The organism is Pararhodobacter sp. CCB-MM2 (assembly GCF_001691415.1).
Classification (GTDB): Bacteria; Pseudomonadota; Alphaproteobacteria; order Rhodobacterales; family Rhodobacteraceae; genus Pararhodobacter.
On record NZ_LRRR01000029.1, the window covers coordinates 1 to 14,757 of the forward strand.

Sequence of the window (14,757 nt, forward strand, 5' to 3'; positions counted from 1 at the left end):
TCGAGAAGGGCTCACCGGAAGGGGCAAACGGGCTTTGCGACGGCCTGACGATCCTTGCGCCGCGGCAGATGATTTGGGTGAGCTATGCGCAAGCCGGGAATTCCGGAGCCTGCATCGATGATGGTACTTCCGCGATGATCATCCGCTAAAAGTAAGCCGGCAATGTTACACTTAACCCACAATAAGTGCTCTTGATCTTTGAAAGCGATCAATTTGTGACTAAGAGCCACCCTGTAACTCGAGGAGATTGCAATGAAGAAATTTGCCAATACAGCGCTGGCCAAACCGGCTGCCTATTTCACCTCCCCGATTCCCGCACTGGCTTCTGACGAGTATCACATCATGGTCACTGACCCGAGCAACACTGGCGTTTGAACCATGGTTGCGTCTGCAAATCCAAAACAACATAAACAGGATCGATAAACGCTGTGTGGGTTGAAGTTTATGTGAGGCCGAGCGTGTCTTAGGTCATAGGCTGTTGCTTCGGCAATATGCCGCTCTGTGACTTTATAGATTAAACGCCTGAAACAATAGCCTTTATTCCGTCAGTGGTTAATGCAGCTATGACCATCACAAACATGGAGGCTCAACCGCTATGGCTGCGAATGTCCACCAGGCAAAGTCTGCTTCATAACCGAGAACGCACCTGAATCGACCACGCAATTAGCATTGCCATACAAGAGAGTATTATAGAATGCCAATTATCAGAGGGAGCGCAGGATTCGACTGGCTCGAAGGCACATCCGGTTCCGATACAATTTTCGCAGGTGATGGAGGCGACACAGTCTACGCATTCTCTGGCTGGGACGTGATTTATGCAGGTAATGGCAATGACTATGCTTATGCCGGTGCCGGAAATGACTTAGTCTTTGGTGGTGCGGGCTATGATCTCCTGGACGGCGGCTTAGGTAATGACACCATTTATGGCGGTGCCACCCATGATGAACTTTTGGCCGGCGAGAACGATACAGAAGATAACAAGAATGTAATGTGGGGCGGCAGCGGCGACGACCGCCTCATTTCATGGCTGAGTGCTGACATCTTAGGTGGTGGGTCCGGAGATGACGAGATCTACGCAGGTGACAACGACGACACGGCTTACGGAGGCACTGGTAATGACCGAATCGAGGGAGAAGGTGGAAACGACGAGATTTACGGGGGCGACGGTGTAGACCTTCTCTATGGCGGCCCAGGCAATGACATTCTATATGGCGGAGCCGGGAACGACTTCATCCACACAGGTGAAGATGATCTAGTCTTTAATGTAAACGCTGCTTGGGGCGGAGCGGGCGACGACGCCATTCGTGGAGGCGCCGGCCTTGATCTCATCGGAGGTGGGGTGGGCGATGACACCATGCTTGGACGTGATGGCGCCGATACGCTTTTCGGCGGTCTTGGTGACGACGGGATATGGGGCGATAGCGGCCACGACTTGCTCTATGGTGGGTCAGGAAACGATGGGTTGAACGGCGGGATTGGAGACGACACCATCTATGGCGGCGATGGTGACGATTATTTGGGCGGCAATGGAGGAGCTGACGTTTTGGAAGGAGGCGCTGGGGATGACAGAGCGTACTTTGGAATCAACGAAGTAGGCGGATCTGGAGATCTTGAAGCTGACTTGTTTATATATACTGAGGGCAATGACAGCATATATGACTTTTCACCCGAAGAAGGTGACCGTATGGACTTGAGTGAACTTGGAATAACAAACGGGTCTCAACTCCTTGCGTTCATGGAAGTCTCGTCCAATGTTCGCAATTTTGGTCTGACATTCAGATTTAGCGACGAAGACTCGATTTACATTTCGTTTCCCCGCGGTGCCCTGCCAGATGACACCCTTGAGCAGCTACTACAGGACCCTGGCATCCTGCTGATCTAAGTGGCGAGCGGCCGTTTTCGGCCCATTGCTGCCTTTCATGGCTTCAAAGATCGCTGCGGCACAGCAAGACGCAACCAGCCATTCGTCGCGACAGCGAATCCTCCGGTGCGGAGACGTATCCAGTAAAGTGGAATTCGCGTATCGTCCCTTGGCACAAAGCGCGTCACAGGTCGCCTGCGCCTTGGGCATGCCAGCAAACCCACAGCAAGCCGGTCGATTTAATGACCCTCTCAATCGAAGCACGCCGAACGACAGACCACAGACGAAAAACTTGATTGGCAATTGAGACTCTATATGTTCGTGCATAAGAAAAGTAAAAGGTGATGTCATGGCCAGAAAATGCTTCTACAGCTTCCACTACAATCTTGATAATTGGCGCGTCCAAACGATCAAGAACATTGGCTCCATTGAAGGTCAGCCCCTTCTTGGCAGCAACAAATGGGAGGAAATCAAGAAAGGTGGGGACGCAGCCATCCAAAAGTGGATTGACGAGCAGATGAGAGGCAAGTCTTGCGTGATCCTCTTGATTGGCTCCGAGACTGCGGGGCGAAAGTGGATTAACTACGAAATCAAAAAGGGATGGGACGACGGAAAGGGTGTCTTAGGCATCCACATCCATAACCTACTGGATCGCAATTCATCCAAGACCGCAAAAGGCAATAACCCGTTTAGTGGCTTCACTGTCCAGGGCAAGCCTCTTTCCAACTGGGCGAAATGCTACGACCCTCCCGTTTCGGACAGTAAGAAAGTCTACGACCACATTTCGAATAACATTGTATCATGGGTCGAAGAGGCAATCCGCCTACGGAAATCGTTATAGAGCTTACTGTAGCTGGCCTCCAAGCAGTAGGCGTCTGAATAGCGTCGTAAAAGTGAGGTCATCGAGAAGCTCTTGCGGATACTCACCGCTGTGGAATACTTCCGCGGCGCCAGCGCCGGTCGAAGCAACCGGAAAAATGGGCTTTGATGGATGAATTTGCCTGAATAAGGCGGCTTCATCCACAATCCCCTCCATTCCACCAATCAACACTGCCGCGTCGAAGTCAGCACTATCGATCATCTCATTCCTCATCCGCGCAAGGCTCAAATCTCGATTTTTTTCCATCGGAGTTACCCTTAGGTCTAAGAACTCTTCGTTCTCTTTGGGGAAGTCCTTTAAGAAGAACGCACTTTGAAAAAGCGTCACATTCCGTTTCGGGAGGGAAGCGGCTCGAATATATTGAACAAGCATTGGGGTGATCGCCGGATGTCCACCAAATGTGATATGACCACGAGGCAATATCGCTTCCGCAAGCGCCTTGATAGCCTCGCGCAATAGAATTAAATCGACGGTCTCATAGTACTTTGGATTTCGGGTCGGCAGCGGGATGCTGGCTGAAAGAAATATTCTGACCATATCAGAGTTCTCCCAAGCTCTCGGCCATCTTCGGAACACTTATTGTTCGAGCCGGCAAATATCCATCCAACCAATCGAGATGTTGAACCCATCGCGCAAGGACGCCCCTATTATCGTACAAAACCCATTTTTCGCCACCCTCGAAACCCTCCTCCGACACGCTTTTGAATATCTGATCTATCCGCTCCGAAGTGGGAATACCGATGGCAGGGACCGCGACAACTCGTTTATCCCCGGCTTCTAACGATATCCATCTGGCCGGCTGGACGTTAGGTTCAAAGTTGAGATCTCGCGCAAGATCGCAAAAGGTGTCAACAAGGTACCTATGCCTCGCTGCGATAGCTCTCGCACGCAGAGACTCACAAAGATTGCAAACCTCTGCCACTGCCATTTCTGAAAGTTCGACAGGGTCCGCTTTACTGAGCATCTCAGGTTTTACGAAGTAAAAGTGGCTGAACGCTGTTGCTGGGTCCTCCTCCTGCTCAGGCCACAACATGTGGAGTATTTGGATATTGCTCAAATTCGCCCTAGCCAATTCCTCGGTGGTCCAACGGCTCTCGCGGAAACCCTTCGTGTCTAATAGGACGACCACGTCCGAATCCGTCAGCCTGTGCCAAAGAATATCCTGAAAATCCTCCGCTGGAGGAACGGACCGAACGTCGATGAATACATCAAAACCGCGAGCGTCAAGAGCGTCGTAAATCTGATTTGCTACAGCCTGAGAATCAGATCTCTTGTAACTGATAAAGATTCGCCGCTCCTGCCTTAGGAGCTTGAAGTTCTCCAGTACCAGAGTGACGATCCGCTCTAAATTGTTATCCGGGAGTGATGCCGCTATAGCGTTTATGTGCAGAAGAGCGCTGGGAAGGTAATTTGAAACCTGGCTTAGATCTTCTACGACTGGAATAATCACGCTTGATTCGTCAATTAATTTCAACAGATCATTGTGAGGATCGTCGTCAGCCCCTTGGTATCCCAAGAAGATCGCGATCGTTGGTATATTCTTTTTCCTATTTGACCTCGATCCTTCTTCAAGAAAATCTATACTTTCTTTTGGAAGCCCAAGTTCAGACAGAGCCGATGAGAGCCTTTCGATCAGCGCGTCACGCATGCGTTGGCGCCTCCCTAGAAATAACACCTGATACATCGCTTGCGACACTCCAAACTCTCCTGGTCAATTCGTGCGGAACCGTAGCAGCTCTTTGTCAAGATACACAATCTTTGCATTTATGAGGCCGATAGCTTTCGCGAGATGGACGTGCGCATGCGCTTGATGCCACAGTTACTTTGCTGCGCCGCCGGAAGTCCGCTTCCGCCCCTCCTAGAGCCTACCTCGTTGTCGCAGCGAATGACTTCTCCCCGCCCAATGCGGCCGTGTCCGCTCCCGGCCCACAGCGGACATTGGAGCGAAATGCAGCGAACGACGGCTCCGAGCCCAAACCGGCTATCTCAATCCGAGGCGCTTTGCCGATTACCTGCGTCCCACCGCAACGTGCACCGCATCTGGGTAGACCAGTCCGTCGCCCCTCTCATACGGGGTCATCTCGGTTTTAACATCCTCAATAAGGGCGGCTTTCCTGTCGTCGGGAAGCGCATCGAAGGCAGCCGCGATGGGCATCGAGCCGAGATGAAGTGGAACGAACGTGCGCGCCGGTGGCACTTCAATGTCTATTTCCTGCCTGACGACACGCACCTCAGAGAAGCCGGCCGCGTTGAGCTGGGCCGACAGTTCGTCTGCGGATGGAGTCTGCCTTTGCGCACGCTGCTTGGCTGCGATCTCAGGCGAGATGTGGCGTTCCACGGCCATGCAAACGGCCTTGGTATAAGCGCTGTGCCCGTCCCAAATAGAGAGCGCCATGCGCCCGCCGGGAGCCAGCACGCGCCGGAACTCGGCCAATGCGGCGGGCTTGTCGGGGAAATAATGGTAGCCATGTTGCGAAAGGACGACGTCAACCGCTCCTGTTGGCAGGCCACTGTCAGATGCGTCCCGTTCAAGCCATCCTATGTCAAGCCCATCCGCGAGGTTCTTAGCCTTAGCGATCATGGCGGCGTTGACGTCAAGGCCCGTGACGGATCCGTCTAATCCCACTTTGTCTCGGACCATCCTGGTCGTGACGCCCGTGCCGCAAGCGACGTCCAGGACGTTCTCGCCCGGTCGGAGCTCGAGCAGTTCCATAAGGGCGTCAGCCCAGCGTCCAAACCAGAGAGGCACCATCACCTTCTCATAGACTTGCGGTCCATTGCCGGCCAACTGAAAAGTCATTCGTCCCTCCTCGGATCAATTGGCATCCTAGCATAGCCTGGCCTACTGCGATGAACTGCATTCGCACCAACCCGCCGCTAACGTGGGATCAAACACCTGGAGACGGTGCAATGGTGGTCGGCTTTCGGCCCAAACCCGAACTTCGCCAGGTCGGGCTTTGCCGCGGCGCAGCTTCCCAAAACCGGCTATCGGTGACGTCATGCAGCATGTCCTTACATGTCAAGGTCAGCTATGCAGATCTACATACCAACTGTAGATGATGGCTGGCCCCAACCCTGAAACCGTAACCTGGGTCGCGGAGCTTTACTGAGAACGAGTCAAAAGTGGAATTGGGCTTCCCAAGTCAGATGCAGGACTACTGATACCGAGTCACAAGCTTTCCACCCTCGTTGAGCATAGAGAATGTGTGTATTTCCTTCCATATTTTCGTTCTGTCGAAGTTCCGGTACCGACAGGTGACGCGAAGTAAAAACTCTTCTGAATCATCAATATCCTTCAGGTGAATATTGCGGTCAGAAACAGTGTGAATTGAATTTTGACTCAATGCGGCGCAATATCTTGCGTCCAAGCGATGTTCATACTCGTCCGCTTGCCAGACGGAATGGTCTTCGTCAATTTCAATCAAGGTGCCCACCTCAACAAGGGAATTAAACTCTATAGATGCAGCTGGGGTAACTCCAACATTTTTGAACACGATGCTCACTGAGCCAATTCCGCCAGTCGGGGTTTCATTGGAGAGGCTTTCAAAAACGATATAGGGCCTGATTTGCGAATCTCCAATCCGGCTCTGTTCTCTTGCCATGTCTCGTGTCGCATCGAGTGTTTCTCGGGTGGCCTTTAGGGTCTGTGAGACATACATCACAGCAACTACTGCAACCATGACAGACGCGACGGCTGCTAAAGCTGTCACCCATGAAGCTACTTCTCTCAGCTCCGCTTTAGCGAACGCTCCGAGATAGATCGCAAGAACGAATCCGCCCCCAGCGGAGACCACAACGCAGGTTGCCAATCTGTTGACCCACAATTGCTGTACGGACAACTCGCTAGGTTTACTCTTTTCGGGCCTCTTCAAGCGTCGCATCCCTCATCCATCAACTGCACCCCAGTATGTTAACTCGCTAGCCTACGACCGCAGTCAGGGCCAAACACAAAGCAGAACGAGGCTCCAACTCTGTCGCACCAGTGCAGCCGGCCCAAAGTGACCATTCGTCACACCTGTGTGTAAGGGTAGCAATAAAGAAAAAGCAGATCCCACGTCCTAGCCCGGCAATCAAACGCATTCATGCTAGGCGTCGAGGTGACGCTTTACGTCCTTTAAGGTTTCGAAAAGCTCTGGGGGGATATCAGCAACTTTCATTTCATCGACAATCCGCGATGAAGTCACCGTGACCTTCAACTCTTCTTGTATTCTTTTTGTTATTGCGGAGAGCACCAATTTGCCAGGAACGACACAGTATCGGAAGCTTTCTTCCTTCCAGCGAGTTGTGAAGTCAGCTTCCTCTTCCGCAGAAATGGTCGCGATGTCTTTCTTTGACCCTTTGCCAACTTCAAAGGCAATCCTTGCTCCTATCCTCGCAGACAGAGTTTTTGATTTCACTTCATCGACGCTCGTGTCGATCGCGTCGAGGACAGTTTTCTTCCAGTTATCTTGCAGTTGATCACGGCCGAATTTTTCTACAGCAGCAACTATCGCTTCAGGCGCCAACAGGAGGTTCTCGATCTCCTTGCGTGGCAGAACTCGACAGAGTGTGTCTCCAACGCTCACGTCCTTTACAAATTCGTTTATCTCTTCATCACAACGATAGTCACGATCAAAAATAGCACAGACAGGTATTTTGAACCCAAAGAAGTTCTCGAACACCCAAGAGGACGTCGTAACTCTAGTCCAATTTGCGAACCCATCCGTCTTCATAAGAGTAACGGATGAGTTTGAGATGAAATCCATACCACCAAGTTTCTTGGCAATTTTGGAAAGTATCTTTGCATCTTTGCCCTCGAAGTACAGAACCTTTTTTGTTTTTGCCAACCTGGCAAACTGTGCATTTTCTGAGCTGCCGATAGCTGAATAGACATCCGAGTATCCCGCTTCGCCCTGAATTCTCTTCGCGCTCCTAGATCCGGGTCGGATAATTAAGACTTCGCCGGGTTCGACGTCATTTATTATTTCAGTTGAGTGCGTGGCTATGAAGTACTGACCAACCCTTTGGCCGACTAGCCTGAGGAGACGGTGCTGCAAGTCAGGGTGCAAGTAAATATCGGGCTCGTCCAAGATAAGCGTAGACGTATGCTTGGAGGTTGCGAGATGCATCATAGTTTGCATCCAGACTTGGAAACCGAACCCAGCCCATTGCACCTCTCTGACATGAGGTCCGTCACGAAAGTACATGCGCACTACTGGGCGTTGACCGCCTCGCTCGATCTCGGGTCTTTGTACCCTGATACCAGGCCAGCCCAACTCAACCAAGTCAGCAAACGCCTCAAATTCCGCTTCTGTCTTATGAAGCCAAAAATTCCGAAAATTTCGACTGGCGAGCCGTCCATATCTATTTCTTTCAACCGTTTCCTGCTGAACAAGCTCTTCATTTTGCTCTAGAGGACTGAGCGTTGGAACTATCGCCAAATCCAGCGGGAACTGGTCCCGCAAAAACCTTGTGTTTTTTCGAGCTTGAAGTTCTGTTTTCAAGTAACACTCCAAGGGGCCATCGCCGGGTGCGGTAATGATGAAGGAGTTTCCGTTCTCCAGTTTTAGTGATATCTTTGCGCGGCCATCACCAAAATTATGTATGCAATACCTCATGTCAGTCTGAATGGCAGAAATTGGAACCTCCCAGGTTGAGCAGACGCCATCATCACCTTGAGTTTTAAAGAATGCGTTTCTCCGGCCAGCATACCTTAGCGCATCGAATGAAATTCTGAACGCGTCCAAAACTGTGGACTTGCCTGCATTGTTTGGGCCGACAAGGATATTCCTTGCCTTTGCGGAAACCGTAAATCTGGAAAATGTTTTGTAGTCAAAGAACTCAATGGACTTTATTCTACTCATCAAGGAACCTTACTGGATTATATCGCGTTGCAATGGGGCGGCCCAGGGCTAATAGCTTCCGTCAGCAGATCTAAAAGCTGGTAGGTCTATAGAATGCTGGAAACATCATTATCTCGCAAGGACTTTGAAGGTCATTCTCATGCATCGCGGTCGTTCGTGCCAACCGCAGCGAATGTCGGCTCTCCGCCCAATCCGACCGTGGTCGCTCCCGTTCCCTAGCTATGTTCACCCCTACTACCCGGCGCTTGAGAGACGATGAAATCAACGCTGCAGCGCCGACCGATGCCGCATGACCATCGCACCATTTTGCAGCGTGAGCTAATCCGGGAGGTAATCGCCTTGGATCGTCTCCCACGCGCGGAGCATCGAACTCAGCGTCCCCGCTGCGACGGTGGCGCGCTCGCCCTCAGGGCTCTGCGGCCACACGATGTAGAGCGCCACGCCGTGTATGAAGTTAAGTTCATGAAATCGCATGATAAGCACATAGCATGAGAATCTGGCGCCTAGCAGAGGAGCAAGGAGGTACCTTCTGCCCTAGTTCTGCCGTGTTCCCGCGCCATATTTTTCGCCCCGTAACCGTGTGAGTAGACATGCCAAGATTCCGACGCCCACCCTTCGCTCGCCGCCTTGCACGCGCCATGTCGCAACTTGCCTTCACGGCTGTCGGGCTGGTCATCATCTGGGTTTATGGGAACCACGCTATCGGCTCAGCTGTCTCAGAGATCATGCCCGGTACGTCGAACACTGCCGACGGCCCACGGGTTACGCGCGGTGGAGATGCTTGGCAGGGCGCAACAGGGGCTCGCAGGGTTTCCGCACCCACCTCCAATACAAGTCAGTCTGCGGCCGAGCCAGGCGCGCGGCTCATCGATGTAGTGACGAGGATCCGCGATGGCGACACTATCGTCGTCGGTCTGATCCCGATCCGTATCGCAAACCTAGACTGCGCAGAGACCGGCACCGCTGCCGGTGAGCGCGCGACACAGCGCATCACCGAGCTTGTGCGCGGACAGCAGCTCACTTGCACACTTGAGGGGCGGCGGTCATGGGATCGCGAGGTCGGGGTGTGCGCCGTATCGAGCGGCGAGGACATTGGCGAGGTGTTGATCGCCGAGGGATACTGCGACCGTTGGCGGTGGCGCTAGGCGTCACGGTCGGGGCGAGGATCCGACCACGCTCATGGCGTTCGACCGGCTACGGTTCGCGCCGTGCAAGCGGCGGGGCCGGCCTCCCAGCATCATCCGGTCGTGGTCGAGCAACGCGGAGCATGCGCCGTATCGGGGCAGCGATCCGAGGGTTTGACGGCATTCGTTGTATCATATGGGGTGCAGGGCGTTGACCACGGACCACATATTGTGTCTGCAACTGGACTCACGGGAACGAATTCGAAATAAAAGAACGCAGGATGCTCGAACATCCTGCGTTTAAAGAAAACCCGCCGTTGGTCAGCGAGTGTTTGTGAATTCACGGTTTGGTTTTAGACCATGCCGTGAGGGCACGTCAAGCGCGTGGTCCAGCGGCTCTAATGTGGGACAGCCGCGATGCGTTGAATGCGCCCTCAAAGCCGACGGCTATCAGACAACGATGCAATCTTGATTTGGAAGTTGCATTTGGACGGTGAAATCCAGAGCAAGATAGCGGCAAAGTTCGATGTCAACCAGGGCCGTGTCAGCGAAGTGCTGAACCGGCACACTTTGTTGGCAGTGAAGAGGCCGCTCGCCGGATCTGACCAATTGGGAGGGCGGCTTCGGTCGCCCTTCTGCCTCGCCCCCACCCACAGCACGATGAGCCCCAGCCGCTCGCCACAGTCGGCAAGGGGCAGCCGGTCGGAGCGCCAAGCGGTTTCCGCCTCGCGCTGCGTCATCGCCCGCGCAGGAAGCCACACAGGAGCCGGGCAGGGCGCCGCGAACAGGTCACCTCGGGTTTGCGCCTGCCTGCCCAATCAAACTTCGATCGCATGACAAAATTCTGACCCATTTTATCGCCAGAAAGCGAACGTGGCCGAATTGAGCCCCGCGTTCCAATAGGGTCTCCCGTTGAAGAAGTTTGTTTTCTTAGCCGCAGTGGCCTTCCCAGGCGTCGTCCAAGCTACGACAGCGGAAAGCTTCGCTACATGCCTGCAGGCTTACACCAATCTCGCAGGATATATCTCCTACGTCGACGCAAATGGCGGAGGGATACCTACATCTGGACGTACCGCCTATGATGCGGACATGCATGCACTTGTGAGTCTCGGCATACAGCAGTTCGGGCAGCACCGTGTTCAGGCAATCTACACGGGGTTGGACTTTGCCAACCTGGCTTATGTTCGGGCTGCGGCAACTCTGCACAGTCAGGATGGGCCTGTGCAAACCTTCTCTTTGCTTGCGGCCCAAGTTGCTCCTTGTGGCGGTCCAAACGGCCAGCTCACGCAGCTGTACGGCGCAATGAGGTAGGCAAGTCGAAGCCCCAGCGGGCACCCCTGTTGCAGCGATACTGCGGTCATTATCGCACTCTATCGGCGTTGATCTTGCAACGGATGGTCTCGGCCCTCCCCCCCCCAACTGACGAAGAGTGCGAATTGCCCTGACGCTCCGCTCAGGGTGCATTCACGGCCAACGCCCGCCGCCCCTCGCAACGCACCAGCTCATCGCCCATCCGCCCGGCGATAAGCTCCCAATCGCCGGCACGCAAGAACTCGGCTGGCGCGCGGCACGGGATCCGCGCCTCAGTCGGGGGCGGTGGTCGCTGCACCCCAGCGCGTCCGAAGGCGTTGCAGGCTGTCAGCGCTAGGCAGCCGGCAAGGGTCAGGGTCAGCGCGCGCGTCATCTTCGTGCTCCATGGCTCGGACAGCCAGCGCGTCATGCGCCTGCCGCAGCTCGTATTCGCGCCTAGATAGGGCGTCGCCCGCATCTATTAGTTCGGCCTGCTGCGCCGCCTGCAAGGTTGCCAGAGCGGCGGCCGCGCGCGATCCGCACCAGCTCCAGCCAATCCCGCCTGCGGCGAGAGATGTAATCAGCCAGAGGATCAGCAGGATCACAGCGCGTGTCATGGCAACCCTCGAATACAGATGGCATGCTCTCGCTGCCGGCGCGGGAACAGGATCCGCTGGTGCGAGCCTGCACGCGTCCACCAGGTCAGCGCCTCGCAAGCCCCGCGGACATCACCGGCATTGAGGCGCCGCACCGCCGTCGAGTTAGAGGCGGCCCCAATGCCGATGTTGAAGGTCAACGACGAGAACGCGGTATCGACCCAAACCGTCAGCGCCAGATAGCCGGTCTCGCTCAAGCTGTTGCGAAACCCCCGCCAGTATCGCTCTGCTTCGCGGCGCAAATCCGCGCGACATTCCACCCGGGTTCGTACGTCGCCCATACGGACACCCTCGGTGATACCCGAGCAAATCGTCGGAACAGGCGGGCTGGCGATACGATCGAGATAGGCCTCGCAGCGGTCATCATTGCAGGGCAGGCCTTCCTCGATCTCGAGGAGCGGCACCAGATGAACGGCCGTCTGCGCCCATGTCGGCGCCCGGTCCTGAACCGGCGCGGCCGTGGCCGTACAGACTGCGAAAGCGGCACAGAGAATATGCTGGATCATCCCGACACCTTCGGCTGCTTCACCATCCGGCCGATCATCCCGTACAGGATCAGGACCTGCCCCAGGGCAAACCAGACCTGAGGTGCTACGGCATCATAGCCGATGAGCGCGAAGAGGATCTCGGGAACCCACAGCGCGATCAGTCCGAGGAATTGCGCGCGCATCGAGTGCGAGTGCAGCAGTACGCGCTGCCACTTGTCGACCAGCCTCATCGTCAGTCCCTCCGGAACAGTAAGGTTTTGATGTCACCGCGCATCTCGCGCAGCATGTCATTGGTGGCGTCCCGCGCCGCCTTGGCCTCAGCGAGGTCTTCTTTCCGCTGCGCCCATAGACGGCGGAGCTCTTTCTCGTTTGCCAAGCCGCGGCTTTCGAGCCTGACCAGCCACACGAGCACCAGCACGGCAGAGGTGAGGACCCCCCACCATTCCTTGACGGCTTCCAACATGTTGTCCTTTCACGGGGGTAGATCAGGCCAGAGCACGATGTCATGGGAGCAGGCCAAACCCCCTGACGCATCACGCTTGAACAAAGCGTTATCGAGCCGATTGAACTGTCGACTCGCGTTCGCGGCGCACTAAATTCCGAGACACATCTATTTGGGGTCTTTAAAATCGATCGAAGGCCCTGCTAAAATTGACCGTCCAGAAAAATATGCAGGTGAAATAGGGTTTTAAGAGTCATGACCATCGAGAATACGGACTGGATAATCGAGCACGTGACCTACATTACAACGTCGGGAATTGCGAATGTTCAGCTTATCAGGATGCACAACGGCCAACGCGAGTTCGTGATCGTTGAAGTCCCGAACGTGTCGATCCAGTCGGGTCTCGAAGTTCTGCTTCACAAAGCAATCTCCCTCCTTCCTGCAACATCCAAGCCTGGGCAGAGCGAAAGCTCTTGATCTCTCAATACGCTCCGCATTTTGTCTTGCAGGTGCACTTGTGTGGCCCTTTCCCTACTCGTCGGCTTTTAGCTTTCCCGTGAACTGCGTGCGCAGGCCTGCTGATTTTGAGTAGCTGTGCTGGACCAGGTCCGGAATGAAGTCGCGCCCATCGATGAGAGGACGGACACCAGCCAATCGAATTGGTTGCCCCGCCATGAGTGAAGGCCGCCCGACGATTGCGCAGGAGATGTCGATCGAGCCGCGAAGCATTTCACGCACGGCGGCTCGAGCCGCGGCTTCGGCCTCCGCTTGAGAGGCGAAGGGATCGCGCAGGACATGCTCACCCGAAGCTTCGGGATCCGCCTCGACGACCACTTCCCGCCGCGTCGCCCCTTCGCGGTCTTGCCAGTACGCCTTGACCGTGGCGAAACGGTCGACATCCGACTCCGCCATCCGACCACTGCCAAGAATGACCTCTTGCGGCATGATGGTGACCGGCGCGATCGACGTTCCGTCAGCCGTCTTTCCGGTGCCCCGCTCCAACCAAAGCAGGGTGCCGTTCTTGATGGTGAACAGAGCCCCATGCCGGCTGGCAATCCTCTCGAGGAAATGGAGATCTGATTCATCCTGCTGTCCGAGCCAGTCATAGACATGGCCGGACACGGCGTCGGATATCCGAGTCTCCAGACCGTGGTCTGCCGCAATCGCTTCGACCACTTGCCGCACGGACTTGTCGTCCCAATGCCGAGACTTGTTTTCTTTCAGCGCCGAGGTGAGGTCGGCGGAATGCCCTTTCACAGTGACGGTGTAGGGCAGAAACGCGAAGTCGACACGGTCCACGATGTAGGCACCGACGAAGCCGCCGCTGAGCCCCGTCGTGATCGTGACCTCGATCCGCGCCCCGCGCCGGGGGGACTGCACATGAGGCGGAGGGTCATTGAGCACAATCTCCAGCGTGTCGGACCGGATCCCCTCTCGGTCGGTGATGGTGAGGTCGATCAGCCGCGAGAAGAATGGCCCCGAGGCGGGCACACCGTCGACAGAGACCTGAACAATTGGATGGGTCAAACTGAGCCCTCAATCCCAGAGTTTCGGTTGCGAGCCCGAGACCGACAGGTCGATATCGGGCAATACGATTTCAGTGCCGGCGGGGAGCGCGTGAGCGATGTGCGCCACCCTCGGATTGACAACGAGGACCCGCTCGACCGCACCCGCCTGCGCGCCGTATTCGCGCAGACAGATCAGGTCCAACGCTTCACCGAATGTGGTGACATGCACGCGCGCCATCACAAGATCCCCAGCAGCGAGAGGAGCGAGAACCCGGCGCCGAGACGCTTGACTTCTATTGTGTAGGCATTGCTTCCCGGGGTCCCTTTGCGGTCATGGAAAGCCCGATCTTCATCGATCTTTTGCACCGCATGCATGCCGAACACCCGCCCCCCCAAGGAGACCAGCATCAAGGGCATGCCGAACTTTGCGGCCAGGCGAACACCATCCAATGTCGCCTGGCCGCCGTGGGCTTGCGGGAAGAGTACCCCGGTGATCGAGATGGTCTCTGAGCGAGGCCCGGTCCACTGCAGGGCATTCAGCTGCCCTGCAGTTTCAAGTTCAGCCCAACTTGTATCGAGCTGACGTCCCACATCCGCATAGCCAAAGCCATGGCTTTCGAACAGGAACGGCCCTAGCGCCATGGTGACAGGTCCAGCCATTGTCC

16 protein-coding genes are annotated in these 14,757 nt (G+C 55.3%); 4 read left to right on the forward strand and 12 right to left on the reverse strand.

Going from position 1 to position 14,757, the window contains the following annotated elements:
- The first annotated feature begins 252 nt into the window (after positions 1 to 252).
- The 3 genes from BCY78_RS26220 (at position 253) to BCY78_RS19645 (ending at position 2,702) form a co-directional block, all read left to right on the forward strand.
- Positions 253 to 375: a hypothetical protein gene (locus tag BCY78_RS26220; protein ID WP_255403189.1), complete on the forward strand. Its 123-nt coding sequence runs from the start codon at positions 253 to 255 to the stop codon at positions 373 to 375.
- A gap of 319 nt (positions 376 to 694) precedes the next feature.
- Positions 695 to 1,882, forward strand: a complete 1,188-nt coding sequence (locus BCY78_RS19640; protein ID WP_083195182.1) for a calcium-binding protein — start codon at positions 695 to 697, stop codon at positions 1,880 to 1,882.
- Positions 1,883 to 2,210: 328 nt separating this feature from the next.
- Complete coding sequence (locus BCY78_RS19645; protein WP_068305250.1) at positions 2,211 to 2,702, forward strand: TIR domain-containing protein; 492 nt, start codon at positions 2,211 to 2,213, stop codon at positions 2,700 to 2,702.
- 3 nt (positions 2,703 to 2,705) lie between these two features.
- On the opposite strand, the gene BCY78_RS19650 is transcribed toward BCY78_RS19645, so the two are convergent.
- The 9 genes from BCY78_RS19650 to BCY78_RS19695 form a co-directional block, all read right to left on the reverse strand.
- The gene (locus BCY78_RS19650) at positions 2,706 to 3,278 is read right to left on the reverse strand and encodes a hypothetical protein (RefSeq protein ID WP_068305252.1); all 573 of its coding nucleotides are present in this window, start codon (positions 3,276 to 3,278) and stop codon (positions 2,706 to 2,708) included.
- A 1-nt stretch (position 3,279) separates the two neighbouring features.
- A complete protein-coding gene (locus BCY78_RS19655) occupies positions 3,280 to 4,389 on the reverse strand; it encodes a toll/interleukin-1 receptor domain-containing protein (protein WP_158515965.1) in 1,110 nt (369 codons plus the stop codon).
- A 360-nt stretch (positions 4,390 to 4,749) separates the two neighbouring features.
- Positions 4,750 to 5,541 (reverse strand): class I SAM-dependent methyltransferase, encoded by a 792-nt coding sequence (locus BCY78_RS19660; protein ID WP_068305256.1) that lies wholly within the window; start codon positions 5,539 to 5,541, stop codon positions 4,750 to 4,752.
- 355 nt (positions 5,542 to 5,896) lie between these two features.
- Positions 5,897 to 6,622 (reverse strand): hypothetical protein, encoded by a 726-nt coding sequence (locus tag BCY78_RS25340; RefSeq protein WP_139103238.1) that lies wholly within the window; start codon positions 6,620 to 6,622, stop codon positions 5,897 to 5,899.
- A 204-nt stretch (positions 6,623 to 6,826) separates the two neighbouring features.
- Entirely contained in the window at positions 6,827 to 8,584 is a 1,758-nt protein-coding gene (locus BCY78_RS24800; RefSeq protein ID WP_083195183.1) for an ATP-dependent endonuclease, read from the reverse strand.
- 2,707 nt (positions 8,585 to 11,291) lie between these two features.
- Positions 11,292 to 11,615 carry a hypothetical protein gene (locus BCY78_RS19680; protein ID WP_068305265.1) on the reverse strand — a complete coding sequence of 108 codons (324 nt, stop codon included), beginning with the start codon at positions 11,613 to 11,615 and terminating at the stop codon, positions 11,292 to 11,294.
- Complete coding sequence (locus BCY78_RS19685; protein ID WP_083195184.1) at positions 11,612 to 12,160, reverse strand: glycoside hydrolase family protein; 549 nt, start codon at positions 12,158 to 12,160, stop codon at positions 11,612 to 11,614. Before BCY78_RS19685 ends, BCY78_RS19680 begins: the two co-directional genes overlap by 4 nt.
- Positions 12,157 to 12,372, reverse strand: a complete 216-nt coding sequence (locus BCY78_RS19690) for a hypothetical protein (RefSeq protein ID WP_068305266.1) — start codon at positions 12,370 to 12,372, stop codon at positions 12,157 to 12,159. The genes BCY78_RS19685 and BCY78_RS19690 overlap by 4 nt, the downstream gene beginning before the upstream one ends.
- A 2-nt stretch (positions 12,373 to 12,374) precedes the next feature.
- The gene (locus BCY78_RS19695) at positions 12,375 to 12,605 is read right to left on the reverse strand and encodes a hypothetical protein (protein ID WP_083195185.1); all 231 of its coding nucleotides are present in this window, start codon (positions 12,603 to 12,605) and stop codon (positions 12,375 to 12,377) included.
- 234 nt (positions 12,606 to 12,839) lie between these two features.
- Between BCY78_RS19695 and BCY78_RS19700 the strand changes: the two genes are divergently transcribed.
- Entirely contained in the window at positions 12,840 to 13,061 is a 222-nt protein-coding gene (locus tag BCY78_RS19700) for a hypothetical protein (protein WP_068305268.1), read from the forward strand.
- Positions 13,062 to 13,115: 54 nt separating this feature from the next.
- Here the strand turns inward: BCY78_RS19700 and BCY78_RS19705 are convergent, their stop codons facing one another.
- Genes BCY78_RS19705 through BCY78_RS19715 form a run of 3 tightly spaced genes read right to left on the reverse strand, consistent with a single transcriptional unit; the run spans position 13,116 to position 14,752 of the window.
- Positions 13,116 to 14,111 (reverse strand): phage late control D family protein, encoded by a 996-nt coding sequence (locus BCY78_RS19705; RefSeq protein WP_233499450.1) that lies wholly within the window; start codon positions 14,109 to 14,111, stop codon positions 13,116 to 13,118.
- Positions 14,112 to 14,120: 9 nt separating this feature from the next.
- Positions 14,121 to 14,330 (reverse strand): tail protein X, encoded by a 210-nt coding sequence (locus BCY78_RS19710; RefSeq protein WP_068305269.1) that lies wholly within the window; start codon positions 14,328 to 14,330, stop codon positions 14,121 to 14,123.
- The gene (locus tag BCY78_RS19715) at positions 14,330 to 14,752 is read right to left on the reverse strand and encodes a phage tail protein (protein WP_068305271.1); all 423 of its coding nucleotides are present in this window, start codon (positions 14,750 to 14,752) and stop codon (positions 14,330 to 14,332) included. Before BCY78_RS19715 ends, BCY78_RS19710 begins: the two co-directional genes overlap by 1 nt.
- Between the last annotated feature and the right edge of the window lie 5 nt (positions 14,753 to 14,757).

Coding starts and splice junctions, on each gene's coding strand:
- BCY78_RS24800 (WP_083195183.1), bottom strand. CDS start 8,584: ATGAGTAGAATAAAGTCCATTGAGTTCTTTGACTACAAAACATTTTCC.
- BCY78_RS19645 (WP_068305250.1), top strand. CDS start 2,211: ATGGCCAGAAAATGCTTCTACAGCTTCCACTACAATCTTGATAATTGG.
- BCY78_RS25340 (WP_139103238.1), bottom strand. CDS start 6,622: ATGCGACGCTTGAAGAGGCCCGAAAAGAGTAAACCTAGCGAGTTGTCC.
- BCY78_RS19660 (WP_068305256.1), bottom strand. CDS start 5,541: ATGACTTTTCAGTTGGCCGGCAATGGACCGCAAGTCTATGAGAAGGTG.
- BCY78_RS19690 (WP_068305266.1), bottom strand. CDS start 12,372: ATGAGGCTGGTCGACAAGTGGCAGCGCGTACTGCTGCACTCGCACTCG.
- BCY78_RS19700 (WP_068305268.1), top strand. CDS start 12,840: ATGACCATCGAGAATACGGACTGGATAATCGAGCACGTGACCTACATT.
- BCY78_RS19715 (WP_068305271.1), bottom strand. CDS start 14,752: ATGGCTGGACCTGTCACCATGGCGCTAGGGCCGTTCCTGTTCGAAAGC.
- BCY78_RS19640 (WP_083195182.1), top strand. CDS start 695: ATGCCAATTATCAGAGGGAGCGCAGGATTCGACTGGCTCGAAGGCACA.
- BCY78_RS19655 (WP_158515965.1), bottom strand. CDS start 4,389: ATGCGTGACGCGCTGATCGAAAGGCTCTCATCGGCTCTGTCTGAACTT.
- BCY78_RS19650 (WP_068305252.1), bottom strand. CDS start 3,278: ATGGTCAGAATATTTCTTTCAGCCAGCATCCCGCTGCCGACCCGAAAT.
- BCY78_RS19695 (WP_083195185.1), bottom strand. CDS start 12,605: ATGTTGGAAGCCGTCAAGGAATGGTGGGGGGTCCTCACCTCTGCCGTG.
- BCY78_RS19710 (WP_068305269.1), bottom strand. CDS start 14,330: ATGGCGCGCGTGCATGTCACCACATTCGGTGAAGCGTTGGACCTGATC.
- BCY78_RS19685 (WP_083195184.1), bottom strand. CDS start 12,160: ATGATCCAGCATATTCTCTGTGCCGCTTTCGCAGTCTGTACGGCCACG.
- BCY78_RS26220 (WP_255403189.1), top strand. CDS start 253: ATGAAGAAATTTGCCAATACAGCGCTGGCCAAACCGGCTGCCTATTTC.
- BCY78_RS19680 (WP_068305265.1), bottom strand. CDS start 11,615: ATGACACGCGCTGTGATCCTGCTGATCCTCTGGCTGATTACATCTCTC.